At 26.7% G+C, this 16,870-nt stretch carries 17 protein-coding genes; 8 read left to right on the forward strand and 9 right to left on the reverse strand.

The features are described from left to right. The 3 genes from WC168_RS06735 to WC168_RS06745 all read right to left on the reverse strand — a co-directional run. Positions 1-184: hypothetical protein (locus WC168_RS06735; protein WP_372618272.1), on the reverse strand; the 184-nt coding region annotated here is incomplete at its 3' end. After that, positions 148-678, reverse strand: coding sequence for a type I restriction enzyme HsdR N-terminal domain-containing protein (locus tag WC168_RS06740; RefSeq protein ID WP_372618274.1), 531 nt, complete (start codon positions 676-678; stop codon positions 148-150). The genes WC168_RS06735 and WC168_RS06740, both read right to left, overlap by 37 nt. A 24-nt stretch (positions 679-702) precedes the next feature. Beyond that, the gene (locus WC168_RS06745; RefSeq protein ID WP_066350726.1) at positions 703-1,413 is read right to left on the reverse strand and encodes a YebC/PmpR family DNA-binding transcriptional regulator; all 711 of its coding nucleotides are present in this window, start codon (positions 1,411-1,413) and stop codon (positions 703-705) included. Positions 1,414-1,512: 99 nt separating this feature from the next. Here WC168_RS06745 and WC168_RS06750 point away from each other — a divergent pair, with 99 nt between their 5' ends. From WC168_RS06750 to WC168_RS06780, 7 genes are all read left to right on the forward strand, one after another. Further along, entirely contained in the window at positions 1,513-2,358 is an 846-nt protein-coding gene (locus WC168_RS06750) for a M23 family metallopeptidase (RefSeq protein ID WP_372618276.1), read from the forward strand. Between the two features lie 60 nt (positions 2,359-2,418). Continuing rightward, positions 2,419-3,156 carry a VacJ family lipoprotein gene (locus tag WC168_RS06755; protein WP_066350722.1) on the forward strand — a complete coding sequence of 246 codons (738 nt, stop codon included), beginning with the start codon at positions 2,419-2,421 and terminating at the stop codon, positions 3,154-3,156. A 2-nt stretch (positions 3,157-3,158) separates the two neighbouring features. Next, a complete protein-coding gene (locus WC168_RS06760; RefSeq protein WP_125296538.1) occupies positions 3,159-3,746 on the forward strand; it encodes an ABC transporter substrate-binding protein in 588 nt (195 codons plus the stop codon). A 6-nt stretch (positions 3,747-3,752) separates the two neighbouring features. Beyond that, on the forward strand, positions 3,753-6,227 hold the full coding sequence (locus tag WC168_RS06765) for an RND family transporter (RefSeq protein WP_372618279.1): 2,475 nt from the start codon (positions 3,753-3,755) through the stop codon (positions 6,225-6,227). Further along, entirely contained in the window at positions 6,224-6,787 is a 564-nt protein-coding gene (locus tag WC168_RS06770; RefSeq protein ID WP_109158561.1) for a TIGR00730 family Rossman fold protein, read from the forward strand. Before WC168_RS06765 ends, WC168_RS06770 begins: the two co-directional genes overlap by 4 nt. Before the next feature lie 175 nt (positions 6,788-6,962). Then, complete coding sequence (locus WC168_RS06775; RefSeq protein WP_066161075.1) at positions 6,963-7,592, forward strand: HAD family phosphatase; 630 nt, start codon at positions 6,963-6,965, stop codon at positions 7,590-7,592. Between the two features lie 96 nt (positions 7,593-7,688). Further along, positions 7,689-8,849, forward strand: a complete 1,161-nt coding sequence (locus WC168_RS06780) for a hypothetical protein (RefSeq protein ID WP_372618281.1) — start codon at positions 7,689-7,691, stop codon at positions 8,847-8,849. Positions 8,850-8,958: 109 nt separating this feature from the next. Here WC168_RS06780 and WC168_RS06785 read toward each other — a convergent pair whose 3' ends face one another. The 4 genes from WC168_RS06785 to WC168_RS06800 are packed head-to-tail and all read right to left on the reverse strand — an operon-like array spanning position 8,959 to position 10,927. Continuing rightward, a complete protein-coding gene (locus WC168_RS06785; protein ID WP_066161081.1) occupies positions 8,959-9,528 on the reverse strand; it encodes a TlpA disulfide reductase family protein in 570 nt (189 codons plus the stop codon). Continuing rightward, positions 9,525-9,815 (reverse strand): hypothetical protein, encoded by a 291-nt coding sequence (locus WC168_RS06790; protein WP_066161084.1) that lies wholly within the window; start codon positions 9,813-9,815, stop codon positions 9,525-9,527. The genes WC168_RS06785 and WC168_RS06790 overlap by 4 nt, the downstream gene beginning before the upstream one ends. Then, positions 9,815-10,468 carry a DsbA family protein gene (locus WC168_RS06795; protein WP_372618283.1) on the reverse strand — a complete coding sequence of 218 codons (654 nt, stop codon included), beginning with the start codon at positions 10,466-10,468 and terminating at the stop codon, positions 9,815-9,817. The genes WC168_RS06790 and WC168_RS06795 overlap by 1 nt, the downstream gene beginning before the upstream one ends. A 57-nt stretch (positions 10,469-10,525) precedes the next feature. Then, positions 10,526-10,927 carry a disulfide oxidoreductase gene (locus WC168_RS06800; protein WP_066161093.1) on the reverse strand — a complete coding sequence of 134 codons (402 nt, stop codon included), beginning with the start codon at positions 10,925-10,927 and terminating at the stop codon, positions 10,526-10,528. A gap of 79 nt (positions 10,928-11,006) precedes the next feature. Between WC168_RS06800 and WC168_RS06805 the strand changes: the two genes are divergently transcribed. Further along, on the forward strand, positions 11,007-13,532 hold the full coding sequence (locus WC168_RS06805; RefSeq protein ID WP_372618286.1) for a glycosyltransferase family 2 protein: 2,526 nt from the start codon (positions 11,007-11,009) through the stop codon (positions 13,530-13,532). Positions 13,533-13,575: 43 nt separating this feature from the next. Here the strand turns inward: WC168_RS06805 and WC168_RS06810 are convergent, their stop codons facing one another. Both WC168_RS06810 and WC168_RS06815 read right to left on the reverse strand, forming a co-directional pair. Continuing rightward, a complete protein-coding gene (locus tag WC168_RS06810) occupies positions 13,576-15,765 on the reverse strand; it encodes a PAS domain S-box protein (RefSeq protein WP_372618288.1) in 2,190 nt (729 codons plus the stop codon). Continuing rightward, positions 15,755-16,717, reverse strand: coding sequence for a substrate-binding domain-containing protein (locus tag WC168_RS06815; RefSeq protein WP_105915212.1), 963 nt, complete (start codon positions 16,715-16,717; stop codon positions 15,755-15,757). Before WC168_RS06815 ends, WC168_RS06810 begins: the two co-directional genes overlap by 11 nt. Positions 16,718-16,870: the final 153 nt, after the last annotated feature.

A 16,870-nucleotide genomic window follows, 5' to 3' on the forward strand; every position in this document is an offset into this window, starting at 1 on the left:
TATCAAATTTTTGTACAATTAAAGTTTTAGATTCATCATAATTATTTTTTACAATATTTTCAAAAAGAAGTGTTCTAAAGTTGGAGAAATCTTTATATAGTTTTTTAGAAATATCTTGCTCAAAGCTGTTTGATTTCTCTTTTATTTTTAAAGCTGTTTCATCTTTGATATTTTCAAAAGACAAAAGCAATGAAGCTTACAAAACTCATCATAAGATAGATTAAACAGAGAAAAACTCTCATAAGCTGTACTTTTATCAAAATAAAATCTAAGCTCATCAAAGTTTGAAATAATCACATATTTGGCTTTTGTGTGTTGTGTTAGATACCAAAAAGCTTGTTGTTGTACACGGTCAAGATTTTTTGTTTTTGTATCTTTTAGCTCAATTACGGCAATTATTTCACTATTTAAATAGATAACTCCATCTGCTTTTTTGCTATCTGTTTCGTTTTTCTTTTCTCGCTCAAGATTAAAAGAGCTTGGATTTGTAGTTTTTAGAGTGTATCCAAGACAAGATTCAAAAATATCTTTTAAAAATCCATCTTGATACTCTTCCTCTTTGAAATCTTTTATAGCCTCTACTTTTGATTTGTAGTTTTGAAAAGCTGCCCATCTAGCAGCTACCAGCTTTTCATCTTGTTTAAAAGTTTTTAAAACACTATTTTGAAATATAGACAAAATCTCTCCCCTAGTTTGAATTTTTTAAGCTATATTTGTATAAACAGCCTGTACATCGTCATCATCTTCAAGTTTTTCTATAAGTTTACCTATATCTTCTTGTTGCTCTTCGCTAAACTCTTGAGGATTGTTTGGAATTCTTTTTAGCTCTGCTTTTATAAGAGGGATTTTTAGCTCTTCAAATTTATTGTTCATATTTCCAAAGTCTGTATAGTTTGCATAAGCAAGACACAATCCATCTTCCTCTTCAAGCTCTTCAAGACCTGCATCAATAAGCTCTAACTCCAACTCTTCAAGTTCCCAGTTCGTTGGTTTTGTAAACTCAAAAATAGCCTTTCTATCAAAGAAAAACTCTAAAGAACCAGTTGGAACAACTTGTCCACCCGTTTTATTAAAGTGCATTTTAATATTTGCTACTGTTCTTGTGTTGTTGTCTGTTGCAGTTTCAACAAAAACCAAAACTCCGTGAGGACCTTTTCCTTCAAAATTTACTTCAGAGAAGTTTGCTGAATCTTTTCCTGTTGCTCTTTTAATAGCTGCATCAATATTTGCTTTTGGCATATTTTCAGCTTTTGCATTTAAAATAGCAGTTCTTAAAGCTGAGTTCATTTCAGGGTCTGGAACTCCACTTTTTGCTGCAACTTCAATTGCACGTGCTAGTTTTGGAAATACTCTACTCATATTTCCCCATCTTTTCATCTTTGCTGCTTTTCTATATTCAAAGGCTCTACCCATAGATAACTCCATAAAAATTTATTTTTGGGCGACATTATATCAGGTTTGCACTAAAACTATAAAAAATGGTTTTAATATTAGTTTTGCTAAGATTTTGCCATGAAAAAAGTTATCATTTTATTTTTATTTGTTTCAAGTTTATTTGCACTTGAACTAAATACAAACAAAACTATAAACGCAAATACAATTTTGGTGAGTCTAGAGAAGAACAATATAGAAAATCCAAAGCTTACTTTTCTAAATAAAAACTACGATTTTTTTGAAAACCCTTTCAAAAAAGATAGCTACTATATTTTACTTCCAATCTCTTATTATGAAAAACCAAAAAAAGAGCCAATTATTGTCTCATACTTTGAAAATGGAAAAAAAGTATTTAAAGGTAAAAATCTATATATAAACAAAGGTGATTACAAAACTGAAACCCTAAGTGTTAGCTCTAGTAAAGTTGAGTTATCGCAAGAAGATAAACAAAGAGTTAAAAAAGAGTTTGAAGAGGCAAAAGAGATTTACACAAAAAAACATCCAAATATTTTATGGAAAGATGATTTTATTTATCCTCTTGATTCAAAAATCACAAGCGATTTTGGAAATGCAAGATTGTTTAACAACACTTTACGCTCTTATCACACAGGAACAGATTTTAGAGCACCTATAGGAACTCCTATAAAAGCATCTAATAGTGGAATTGTAAGAGTTGCAAAAGATAGATTCTATGGTGGAAAAAGTGTTGTAATAGATCACGGTCATGGAATTTTTAGTGGATATTTTCATTTAGATGAGTTTAAAGTAAAGCTTGGAGATTTTGTAAAAAGAGGTGATATTATAGCTCTTAGTGGAAATACGGGGCGTTCTACTGGACCACATTTACACTTTATGTTTAAAATAGATGATGTGATTGTAAATCCTCTACAAGCAATTGATATTTTAAATAGTTTAAAAAATTAGTTAAAGTTTATTGATATCTATTTTAGATACAATTTAGCTTTATTTAAAAAAGGTTTATATTTGAAAAAAATTATCATTTTGATACTAATATCAGTTTTTAGCTTTGCTTCTGAGCCATCTTTTCATGATGAGTTTGAAGCTGAATTTAAAAAACCAAAAGAGGATTTTGATCCTTTAAGTGGATACAACAGAGCTATGACACACTTTAATGATGGTTTTTTTACCTATGTAGTAAAACCAACAGCAAAGGGTTATAAATATGTTGTTCCAGAGGTTGCAAGAACTGGAATTAGTAACTTTTTTACAAATCTTCTGTTTCCTGTGAGATTTGTAAATAATTTGTTTCAACTAAAATTTGAAAGAGCTGGAAAAGAGCTTGGAAGATTTTTAATAAATACTATTTGGGGCTTTGGTGGTTTTATGGATCAAGCAACACACACTTTAGGAATGGAAATATACAAAGAAGATTTTGGACAAACTTTGGGTTACTGGGGAGTTGGAGAAGGTTTTCATATAGTTTTGCCATTTTTGGGACCATCAAATCTTAGAGATGTTTTTGGTTTAGCTGGTGATTTATCACTATCTCCTACAAGTCAAGTTGCACATAATACTATTCCATATAAAACTACTGATCAGTTTAACTGGAAAGAGGATTTAGCTGTAAACTCATTTTTCCTATTAAATGGATTTTCAAAAAATCCAGAATTTTATGACATGGTAAAAAAAGATGCGATAGATTTATATCCATATTTAAAAAATGCCTATACACAAAAAAGAAATCAAGAGATTAAGGAGTAATCATGCTACTAAAAGCAAACTTTTTAAAGTTTTTGTTATTAATGTTTCTATTTGTATCAAATTTAAAAGCGATACAAAAAGAGCAGATTGTAGATGTTATGACACAAAAAATAGATAGCGTAATATCTATTTTAAAAGATACAAATATAGACTTAGAGCAAAAAAAAGTTGATATTATAAATGTTGTAAATAATGTTTTTGACTTTGAATTAATGGCAAGAATATCTTTAGGAAAAGAGATTTGGGATAAATTATCAAATGAAGAACAAATTGAATTTGTAAAAACTTTTGAATACACTTTAAAAAGATCTTACACAAATAAACTTGAACTTTATACAAATCAAAAAGTAAAAATAATAGCTCTTGAGCCATATTTTAAAACAAGACTTCAATTAAAAACTGAGCTTGTAGGATCTGATGGAAACTACACTATAAATTACAATTTTTATGAAAAAAATGGTGATTGGTTGATTTATGATATTGATTTGGTTGGAGTAAGTATTATTCAAACATATAGACAACAGTTTGCTGAACTATTCAAAGAGAAAGATTTCCCACAAATATTAGCAATGCTTAAAGAACAAAAATAAGACAAAATGTTTAAAAAACTCTACGATTTATTAATATTTAGATATCCATCTATTTTTTTGATATTAGCATCTTTATTTGTAGGGTTTTTATCATATCATGCAAAAGATATTCAAATAGATGCTAGTGCTGAAACTTTGCTTTTAGAAGATGATGAAGATTTAAGATTTTTTAGACAAAGTTATAAAAAATATGGTAGTTCAAACTTCTTGGTAGTAACATTAGCACCTAAAAAAAATCTACTAGATAATAGAACCTTAGAGCTTATAAAAAACATATCAAAAGATTTAGAAAAACAAGATAGTATAAAAAGTGTTGATTCTATTCTTACAGTTCCTCTTTTACAATCTCCAATTCGTCCAATATCTGATTTAGTTGCTGGAGTTGATAGCTTAAGTACAAAAGAGTTTGATAAAGAGCTTGTAAAAGATGAGTTTATGAACTCTGAACTTTATAAAAATGCTCTTGTAAGTTCTGATTTTAAAACTACTGCCCTACTTTTAAATCTAAAAGATGATGAAAAATATCAAGAGTTTTTAAATAAAAAAGAGCAATTTTTAAAAATAAAAGAGACAAGAGCTTTAAATAGTGTTGAGTTAAAAGAGGAAGAGCTTTTAAATGAAGAGTTTAAAGCCTATAGAGAGTTTGTAAAAAATAAGAATAGTGAAGATATAGAAGAGATTAGACAAATACTTAAGAAGTATGAAAATGATGCAACTGTGTTTTTAGGTGGAGTAAATATGATAGCAAGTGATGCTATTGGCTTTATAAAAAGTGATTTACTAATCTATGGTTTAAGCTTAATTATCATCTTTATTTTTGTTTTATGGTACATATTTAGAAGTTTTAGATGGGTTTTTATAATTTTATTTATCTGTTTTATCTCTATATTAAGTACAGCTGGAATTTTAGGTCTTTTTTCTTGGGAAGTTACAGTTATATCATCAAACTTTGTAGCACTTCAACTAATTATTACAATGTCTTTGGTCGTTCATTTAGTTGAAAGATACAAGGAGTTGTACTTTAAATATAAAAATGCAAATCAATATAAACTTACAATAAATACAGTTTTATCAAAACTAATCCCATCATTTTTTGCAATTATTACAACAGTTGTTGGATTTTCATCTTTGATGTTATCAAATATTGAGCCAGTTATAAATTTAGGTCTTATGATGAGTGTTGGGATTTTGGTATCTTTGATTTTAACATTTATATATTTTCCAATATTTGTTCTACTTATTGGAAAAAAAGAGGAAGTTTTAAAAGATAAAAAACTAATATCTTTTATACCAAAACTTCCAAATATAGTTTTAAATCATGGTAAAAAGATAGTTTTTGTTGCATTTTTTACAATTTTATTCTCTTTTATTGGTTCTAGCAAAATATTTGTAGAGAATAGTTTTATAAACTACTTTAAAGAAAATAGTGAAATCTATAAAGGTATGAAGGTAATTGATGAGAATCTTGGTGGTACAACTCCACTTGATGTGATAATTAAATTTAAAAGTGAAGATTTAAACTCTAAAGTTGAAGATAGTTTTGATGATTTTGAAGCAGAGTTTGAATCTTCAAAAAATGATGCACAATATTGGTTTACTCAATCAAAAATGGAAACTATTACAAAAGTTCATGACTATTTAGAGTCAATTCCTGAAGTTGGAAAAGTTCAATCATTGGCAACACTTTTAAAAATTGGAAAACTTTTAAATAATAATCAAGATTTAGATGGAATAACTCTTGCTGTAATCTATAACCAACTTCCAGATGAGTACAAAAAACTTATTTTGAGTCCATTTGTAAATATTGAAGCTTCTGAAGCTAGAGTTACTATGAGAATAATTGACTCAAATCCTAATTTAAGAAGAGATGAGCTAATTAAAAAGATAAATAGTGATTTAGAAGAGATTATTACAAACAAAGAGACAACTTTTAGGCTTACAAATCTTATGGTTTTATATAATAATATGCTTCAATCTCTGTTTCAATCTCAAATAGCAACTGCTACTACATCTATTTTTATCTTGGCAATTATGTTTTTTATTCTATTTAGAAATATTAAAATGGTAGTTATAGCTTTAGGTACAAATATTGTTCCTATATCTTTGGTTTTTGGAATTATGGGGTGGCTTGAGATTCCACTTGATATTATGACAATTACAATTGCAGCAATTGCTTTAGGAATTGCTGTTGATGATACTATTCATTTTATACATAGATTTGATTTTGAGTATAAAAAGAGCCATAAAGATTATAGCCTTGCAGTTGAAAAATCTTTAAATAGTGTTGGATATCCAATGTATCACACAACTATTATTGTTGTAATTGGATTTTCAATTTTTATGCTTTCAAATTTAGTTCCTACAATATATTTTGGAATTTTAACAGCTATTGTAATGATAACTGTTTTAGCTGCAAATTTAATCTTACTTCCAAGATTATTAATCTTATTAAAACCGTATAAAAAGGAGAAAAATATATGAATATAGCTATATATTGTGGTTCAGCATTTGGAAATAGCAAAATTTATGAAGAAAAAACCATACAACTGGCACAAAAACTTGCCAAAGAGAGTATAAATATTGTTTATGGTGGTTCAAAACAAGGGCTTATGGGAGTAATCTCAAATGAGTCTTTAAGATTAAACAACAAAGTAATAGGTGTAATTACTTATGATTTAGTTGATAAAGAGTTAGAAAACACTTCTATTACTCAAATTTATAAAGTAGATAGTATGAAAGAGAGAAAAGCTAAAATGGAAGAGTTAAGCGATGCTTTTATTGCTCTTCCAGGTGGTTATGGAACATTTGAAGAGATTATTGATGTAATTGCATCTGCTCAAATTGGTTATCATAAAAAACCGTGTGCTTTTTTAAATGTAAATGGATATTATGATAAATTAATTGAGTTTTTCTACTCATGCTCAGAAAATGGATTTATGAATAGAAGATTTATAGATATGTTAATTGTAAGCGATGATATAGATTATATTATTGAAAAAATAAAAAATTATGAAGCTCCAAAAGCAAAATGGGAAAATTAGGATAAAAAAGTCATATTTACTCTTGATTAATTATGTATTGACAAGGGGTTAATTAAATACTTTTATAATTCTTTTGTAAGTTAATTAATTTTAACTTTTTCTCCTCCTATAAAAAAATGTAAGGGAAGCTTTTATAAGCTTCCCTTTTTTATTATCTAATTTTTAAGGTTTTTAAATGAAAAAATATATTCTTTTTGATAATGATGGTGTTTTAGTAGAGACTGAAAAGTGGTATTTTGAAGCAAATAAGAAGGCTTTGAAGCTTTTGGGTTTAAATTTAGAGATGGAATTTTATCAAAATATTATGGTAAAAGGTGGAAGTGCTTTTGAACTTGCACTTTTACATAATATTGAACACAATATTATTGAAAAACATAGAAGCATAAGAGATAGCTTTTATCAAGAGTTTATAACTACAAAAGATATATCAATACAAAATGTAAAAGATACTTTAAAAGAGTTATCAAAAAGATATAAAATGGCAATAGTAACAACATCAAGAAGAGTTGATTTTGAGTTAATTCATAAAAATAGTGGAATTACAAATTTTATGGATTTTGTTCTTTGTGTTGAGGATTATAAAAGAGCAAAACCACATCCAGATCCATATTTAAAAGGTTTAGAGAAGTTCAATTCAAAAGATTTTGAAGCTATTGTTGTTGAGGATTCTCAAAGAGGATTGGAGAGTTCTAAAAGAGCAAATATTGATTGTATTGTTGTAAAAAATGAGTTTACACAAAAACAAGATTTTTCAAAGGCTGATTATTTTATAAATAACATTGAAGAGCTTAAAAAACTGTTATAGATTAAAACTATTATAATTTCAAATTATACTACTTTCATAAGATTTTAATATAATATTGCATACAATCTACAAAATTTTTTATGAAAGGATTTTTATATGACATTAAGAGAGAAATTTTCGCCTACTTGCTTTTTGAGTGCTTTGGGTGCTGGAGGACTTAGTGTATCATTTTTTATGTACCTAATGTTTTTAGTTCCACATCCAACAACTCCAATGGCAACTTTTGAATATATTATGGAAGCTTTAGAAAAAGGTGATTCTATAAGCTTTATATCTTCATTTGCTCTTGTATTTATAATTGCATTTGCAATTCTTCACTTTAAACTTCTTTATTGGAATACAAAACAATATCTACTATATAAAAAAAGTGATGCTTACAAGGCTTTGATTAAATCAAATGGTCAAATTAGTATTATGGCACTTCCATTAACATATACAATGAGTATAAATGTTGGTTTTGTTTTAGGAGCTGTTTTTGTGCCAAACTTATGGAGTTTTGTTGAGTATCTGTTTCCATTTGCACTTATTGGATTTGCTATTAATGGATATTTTGCTCTAAAAATATTTTTTGACTATTTTTCAAGATTGATTATTAATGGTGATTTTGATTTTACAAAAAATAACAACCTAACACAAATGATATCTATTTTTGCACTTGCAATGGTAGCAGTTGGATTTGCAGCACCTGGTGCTATGAGTTCAAATATTGCTATAAATGCAGTTGGAATATTTGGAGCAATACTTTTCTCTTCACTTGCAATTATGTTGATATTTATAAAAATAATCTTAGGTTTTAAAAATATGTTTGAACATGGTGTTACAGTTGAAACAGCTCCATCTTTATGGATTATGATTCCAATCTTAACACTTCTTGGAATTACATTTATAAGATTAAATTTTGGACTTGAACACAATTTAAATGCAATAAGCGATAAATCATCACTATTTGTTTTAACTTCAACAATACTATCTTTACAAATAGTATTTGGGATTTTAGGTTTGGTTATTATGAAAAAGCTTGGATATTTTGAAAAGTTTATAAAATCAAATGAAAAATCTGCACTATCTTTTGCACTAATTTGTCCAGGTGTTGCATTTTTTGTATTTGGAATGTTTTTTATAAACTTAGGTCTTACATACAATGACATTATTACAAAGTATTCAGTTGTTTACTATTTACTTATGGTTCCATTTATATATGTTCAAATAAAAACTATAGTTCTATTTTTTAGACTATACAAAAAATTCTCATTTTAAAAAAAAGGAAAAAATATGAAAAAAATTTTATTAAGTTTAAGTGCTTTATAGACTTTTAAATAAAAATTTTCAAAATTTAAGTTATTAAAAAATTTAAGCTATTGAGAGTTTAATTCTCAATAGCAATTTTTAGGTATTTTTCAAGCTCTTCTTTTTTAACTTTTCCTACAAATTTATGTACAAACTTACCACTTTTTGAGAATAAAAACATCTCAGGAACTCTTCTTACATTTAAATTGTCTGCAAGTTTTTGATTATCACCTTCAACTGTAATTGGATAGTTAATTCCATGCTCTTTTATAAAAGCTTTTAGATTTTGTGAAGATATATCATCTTGAAACAAAACAGATACAATTTGCATATCATCTTTGTATCTATTTTGTATATCATGAAGATCTGGAAGTGACTCTATACAAGGTGGACACCAAGTTGCAAAGATATCAATAATAACAGCTTTTTTATCTTTAAATTGATCAAAATCAATTCCAACTTCTGTACTTGTAAAAGTTATAAGTTGTTCATCTGTTGAGATTAGTGTAAATGATTCTGGCTCAAATTTTGGAACCTCTTCATTTATTTTTGTTTTTGAAACAGCATTTGAGCTAATAGATGAACTACTATCACAAGCTACAAACAACAGTGAGAAAACAGCTAAAATAACAAATAATAATTTTTTCATTTATACTCCATTTTTGAAAACTCTTCTAATATAGTTTTAATTTCATGCTTTTCAAAAAATATATTTCTTGAAAGCTCATCATTTACCTTTTTTAAAAACTCTATTTTTTGACTAATTTGTAAATCTTTATCATCTTTATTCTCTTCTAAAATTTTTAAAAGAGAGATTTTATATCGATTTATAACATCTAATTTACTTTGTGTCTTTTTTATCACATTTTTATTTGTAAAATAGATAAAAAGTACAATCAAAATAATAGTTAAAATAGTTAATAACAAATAATCCATTATTTATATATCTCTTTTTCAACTAAATCAAAAAGAGCTTTTTGAGATAGTTCTTGAAGTTGCTTTCCATTTACAAAAATTGTTGGAGTTCCTCTTACACCTAAAGCATTTGCATCTTCTCTATCTTGTTTAATTATCTCATCAATTTTAGGATTTTTCATATCCTCTTTTAATTTTTCAATATCAAGATCAGAGATCTCTTTTAAAAATTGCCATAAAAGTTCAGGTTTATCAACACTTGCATAGTGAGATGCCCATAAAGAGTGTTTTTCAAACATCATATCAAGAACCTCTTCATATTTTCCTTGAACTCTAGCAGCCTCAAGTATTTGGATTGTAAATTTTGAATTTTTGTGATTATCTAAATATTTTACAACTATTTGAATATCACCATAATACTCTTTATACAATCTTTTAACCACAGTTGAATAAATAGCACAAGATTCACACTCTGGATCTAAAAACTCAACAACACTTATGTTTTTTGAGTTGTCTCCCATTTTATAAGAGTAATCTCTTACAAGTAACTCATTTATATTCTCAACAGCAATATTTTGTGTAGATTTTGAATCATTTTTATAAAAAAATGAAAAACCAACAAAAAAAGCTATTACAGCAACTAAAGTGCTTAAAACCAATTTTTTGTTTTGCATATATCTCTATCCTCTTAAAAAATTTTAAAACTCTAACTTACAAAAGATAACAAACGATTAAGAAACTCTCTTTTTATAAGCTATTAAAGCTATAAAAATTGTTAAAAAAGCTATAAAAGATAGAGATGGAATTGTTATAAATCCAAACCAATTTAAATAATCAACACTACAAGGAACACCTTGAACACAAGGAGATAGAGTCTCTGGAATTATCTTTAAAATTAACAAATTGTGATAAATAGATATTCCTAATCCAACAATAACCAATGGTAAGCTATATTTTAAAACACTCTTATCTGGATACAAAAGATGAGCTAAAAATATAAAAACAAGTGGATACATAAAAATTCTTTGATACCAACACAAACTACAAGGCACAAAATTCATAACTTCTGAGAAAAATAAGCTTCCTAATGTAGCTATCAATGAAGTTAAAAAAGCGATAAAAATATAGTTCAAATTTAATCCTTTAAAAAATTATTAAGATTTATTGTAACTAATTCTTGATAAAATCAGAGCTTTATTTTAAGGAGCTTTTTTGAGATACATTTTTTTTGCACTAAGTTTAACTGGACTATTCTTACTATTTTATTGGCTTACAAGTAGCAATTATATAAAACTAAACGACAACTCATTTGACAAAATACAATCTGTTTCATACTCCCCTTTTAAAGGTTTCAATAGAGAACTTCTTAGTGATGAGGATATAAAAAGAGATATTGATATTTTAAAAAATTACACATATAAGATTAGAACTTATGGAACTAAAGAGGCACAAAAGATTCTTGAAGCAATAGAAGGAACTAATCTAAAGATAGATTTAGGACTTTGGTTAGGAGAGAATAAAGAGGATAATAATATAGAGATTATAACTGCAAGTAATCTTTTAGAGAACTATTCAGATAAAATTGAGTCTGTTATTGTTGGAAATGAGGTTTTATTAAGAAAAGAGTTGGAGCCTATTGAACTTTTTACTTATGTAAATTTAATAAAAGAGCTTACTTCAAAACCTGTTACTATTGCAGAGACTTGGGATATTTGGGAAAGAAACCCTGAACTTGCTTCAAATGTTGATTTTATTATGATTCATATTTTGCCATATTGGGAAAAAATTCCAATTAAAAAATATAATAGCTTTGTAGAGGAGAAATACTCTTTAATTGAAAAACTATTTCCAGATAAAAAAATAACTATTGGAGAGACTGGTTGGCCAAGCCTTGGTTACAACAACAATAGTGCAATTCCAAGTGTAAAAAATCAAGCAAGAGCTATTAGAGGATTTTTAAATTTAGCTAAAAAAAATGGATACACATATAATATAATTGAAGCATTTGACCAACCTTGGAAAGGTTATGATGAGGGAAATGTTGGTCAATATTGGGGATTATTTAATACAAACAGAGAAGCAAAATTTACTCTTTATGGAGATTTTGAAGCAAATAAATATTTTGATTACCAAATAGCTACTGCAATATTTTTAGGAATAATATTGAGTTTTTTAGGACTTAGAAATCAAAAAAGAAATTTAAGTCATATTTTTGCATATACAATAACATCTTTTGGTATGGCATTTGGTATTGTTTTGGCAATCTTTTATCCACTTTTAAACTATATGAACTTTGGAATGTGGATTATGTGGGCAATGGGAAGTTTACTTATGATTCCTTTGGTAATTATTACTTTAGCAAAAGCAAATGAGCTTTTTAGAAGCTCTATTGGAGTTGCTCCAACTAGACTTATTCCTCTTGATTTAAAATCAAAAAATATACCACTTGTTTCAATTCATGTTCCAGCATACAAAGAGGAGCCTCATGTTTTAGCTGAAACTTTAGAGAGTTTATCAAAACTTAATTATCCAAATTTTGAGGTTTTAGTTATTATAAATAATACACCTGAAGAGTATTACAAAGAGCCAATAAAAGAGCTTTGTGAGAAACTTGGAGATAAGTTTAAGTATTTGGATATTACTTGTACAGGTTTTAAAGCAGGGGCATTAAATAAAGCACTTGAATATACAGATAAAAATGCAGAAATCGTTGCTGTTATTGATGCTGATTACAAAGTAAAATCAAATTGGCTTATGGATTTAATCCCACTTTTTGATGATCCAAAAGTTGCAATTGTTCAAGCTCCTCAAGATCATAGAGATGGTAATGAATCTATTATAAAAGAGGCTATGAATGCAGAGTATGCTGGATTTTTTGATATTGGAATGGTTGATAGAAATGAAGAGAATGCAATAGTTGTTCACGGAACAATGGTAATGGTAAGACTTAGTTCCATGATGGAAGTTGGTGGTTGGGGAACTGATACTATTGTTGAAGATAGTGAGTTAGGACTTAGACTTTTTGAAGCTGGGTATAGTGCTCACTATACAAATAGAAGATATGGATATGGTTTGCTTCCTGATAGTGTTGAAGCATTTAAAACTCAAAGGCATAGATGGGCTTATGGAGCAATTCAAATTCTTAAAAAACACTACAAAGAGTTTAAACCAAGCTCTAAAAAATTAACTCCTAATCAAAAAAATAAGTTTATAACTGGTTGGTTTTTTTGGTTAAGTGATGCATTGGGTCCTGTAATGGCTGTTATGAATATTATTTGGGTTCCAGTTATTATTTTTGTTGGTGTTACAATTCCTACAATTCCACTTACAATTCCAATTATTACAGCATTTTTGGTAAATGTTTTGCATACTTTTATTCTTTATAGATCAAAAGTAAAAGCAAGTTTTAAACAGATAGTTTTAAGCTCAATTGCATCTATGAGTTTACAGTTAATAATATTTAAAGCTGTCTTTGATGGATTCATAAAAGATGGTCTTCCTTTTAAAAGAACCCAAAAAGGTGGAAAAGCCAAAAAAGGCTCAAGTCCAATTAAATATGAGATGATTTTTGCAATTTTACTTTTAACTGCTTTTGTCTCTTTAATATACACAAACAAAAGTGGAATAATAGAGATTTATGTATTTGCAACTACTATTTTTATTCAAGCAATCCCTTATATTAGTGCAATTATTATGAGAATATTGGAGTTGTACTCTTTAAAAAATCAAAAAGTTTAAGAGCTTTTTGATTTTCATAAAATACAAGCATATTTACAAAAAATTAATTATTTAATCTTTCAAAAATAATTTTAAAATTAAGACCTTTATATTTTTTTTCATTATAAATAAAATCTTCATTGTAAATTTCAATACTAGCCTTATGTCTTTCTCTTACAATTTTATCAACTATTGCAAGTCCAAGACCTGTTCCTTGAGATTTGTGTTTTGTTGTAAAATATGGCTCTAAAACTTTAGAAATAATTGATTCATCAATTCCTCCGCCACTATCTAAAAACTTCAATTCAAGTTTATTTTCATCTATTTTTTTAGTTTTTATGAATATAAATCTATCTTTTTCTTCAATACTTTTTAAAACATCTTTACTATTTGAAATAATATTTAAAAATGCTTCTGTTAACTCATTTTTATTACCAAAAATAGTTAAATCATCATCTAATTCTAGGACTAAATTAACAAAATTATTATTCAATGAAGCACTTACAAGAGTTAAACTATTTTCTAAAACATCTTTTATACTAATATTAGTATAAAGTTTATCTCCTTTTATAAAATCTCTAAAGTTATCTATTGTATTTGATAAATATTCTGTTTGCATAACTATAGATTTTGAAGCTTCATAAATGTCCTCTTTTTTAAGCATATCATATTCAGATTTTACTCTTAAAGAACTAGCGACAGTACTAATTAAACTTAAAGGTTGTCTCCATTGATGAGCTATATTTCCTATCATTTCACCCAAAGAAGCTAATTTTGATTGTTCTTGCAAAACTTTCAATGAACTAACATCTTTTATAATCATAAGTAAAGTCTCTTTATTTGGAAGTAAAGAGACACTAAAGTTTGTAAATACTCTTTTCTCTTTAAAGGCAAAAGTCTCTTCATGATTAGTTATAAAGCCTTCTTCTAGTATCTTTTTAATTATAATTTTATTTTTATCAATATCCTTATCAACCAACATTTCAAAAGCTGTTTTTTCAAGTAATTCATCTTTTGTATAACCTGTCATCTCTATAAATGAATTATTAAAATTTAAAAATCTTGTATTTAAATCTAAAATAGCAATTCCATCTTTTGAGTAGTTAAAAATTAATTCCAACTCCTCTTTTTGTTGCAAAATCTCTTTTTGAATAAGTTCTTTTTGTGTAACATCTATTCCTATTAAAACAAGATAATCCATTGAACCATCATCTTTACTTATTACAGTATTGGACCACTCAAATACTCTCTCTTCTTGATTTTTTGAGATACAAGTTGCCTTATAATACTTCTTAATATTTCCATTTTTTGCTTTTTCTATAATATTGCCAACTGTTTCTTTTGCATCTTTATGTAAAAAGTTAAGCCAAAAAAATGGTTTATTTGAAATATCCTCTTGTTTATAACCTATAAATTCTTGTGCGAATTTATTAATTTTAAACATATTTCCATTGCTATCTATTACAGCAATTATTACATTTGAGTTATCAATTATATTTGAAATAAAATCTTTCTCTTTAATAATCTGTTTTTGCAAATCTTTTATCGTAAAAATCATTTCATTCATTTTTATAGATAATTCATTAAACTCTTTTACTATATTATTTTGTGGAATATCTTCTTTTGGAATACCATAAATATCACTGTTTTGTATTGCATCTACTATATTTGAAATTGGTTTTAGAATTAAAGATTTTATTATTAAGAATACTAAAACAATAATAAAAAAAGCTAAAATAAATATTTCAAGAATACTTGTTTTAACTATTTTTTTTAACTTCTCTTTTAGTTTTTCATCAGAAATATATAATTCAAGAGTGGCGATTTTTATATCTGATTCATTTAATAAATCAACTTTTGTATAAGAGAATTTTTTATCTAATAAATTATTTTGATAAATATCATTTCTATTTAAATCTAAAATTTTATCATTTTCTCTTATTTTTCCACTTTCAATAAACTCTTTAGAAAATATTTTTCCATAGTTATAATCTTTTACAATTATTGCTAAAATATCACTATCTTGAAGTTCATTTTCGATTAATTTTTTATACTCATTAATTGCATAAGATTCTATAAAATGTGGAAGTGCATCACTTAGTTGAATTATTATGGAGTTTGATTTTAAATTAATATCATTTACTAATCTTTGTTTAGTTTCAAAATAACTATAAACTGCATAAAAAGATACAATTGTTATTATTGTAATTAAAAATGGTAAAAGAAAAGATGCTAGTAAAGATCTATTTTTCATCAGATTTTATTCCTAAAACATTTAATTTTATTATCTTTAATTTATCATCAATATTATCTTTAGAAATTGCTAAAATTCCCATCTTTTGCTCTTTTTCTACATATTTATTATTTAAAAAATTGTTTAAAGATATAACTGCTTCTTGCCCCATCATATATGGTTGTTGCATAGCAGAACCAACCAAATCTCCATTTTGTATCATTTCTAAAAATTCTGGTTCTGCATCAAAACAAATAAGAGCTATCTCTTTTTGTTTATTTGCTTCTTTGATTGCATCTAATGCACCTTTGTATTTATCAGAGCCTTGAAGCCAAATAGCTCGTAAATTTTTATTTTCTTCTATCAATTTTTTTGAATAGTTATAAGTCTCTTCATAAGAAAAATCAACTTGTTGATAAAATCCAGAAACTTTTATACTCTCTTCATCTAAAGCTTGAATAAATCCAAGAGTTCTATCTTTGCCATTTGTTCTTTTTTGTGGAATTGATATTATTCCTACAGTTCCTTCTTTATTCCAAGATAGATTTTTCATATGTTTAGCTAATATTTTACCAAGTTCATAAGCACCTTTTTTATTATCAGAAGAGATAAAAGATACGTAATCTTTACTATTTGAACCAATATCCGCAATAACAACTGGAATATTATTTATCTTTGCAATTTCTAAAAGAGTTGCTGCAGTTGAAGAGTTTATTGGAGATATGATTAAACCATCTATTTTTTTATCTAAAGCAAGAGCCATGTTTTCAAGTTCATTTTTCTTTAGATTATTTGAGTTATAAATATCTATTTCATATCCAAATTCAACTGATTTTTCTTTTATGCCTTTTGACATAATTTGCCAAAAAGGAATAGTTGTATCTGAAACAATGTAGGCTAATCTTTTATGCTGATTTGCAAATAAAGAAGACAAAAACAATAAGAACAAAATTATAATTTTTGAAAATTTCATTAACTCCCCTAATAATGATTATATTAAAATATTTTATCTAAATTTTATAAATTTTAAGTTTATTTTTTAATAAAATCAATCATATCTGTGAAGTCTTAAGTCACAACAGTGAGTTGCCTCTTCTACTAATAATCTTCCAATTTCAGCATGTGC

Source organism: Aliarcobacter sp., assembly GCF_041672065.1.
GTDB lineage: Bacteria > Campylobacterota > Campylobacteria > Campylobacterales > Arcobacteraceae > Aliarcobacter > Aliarcobacter skirrowii.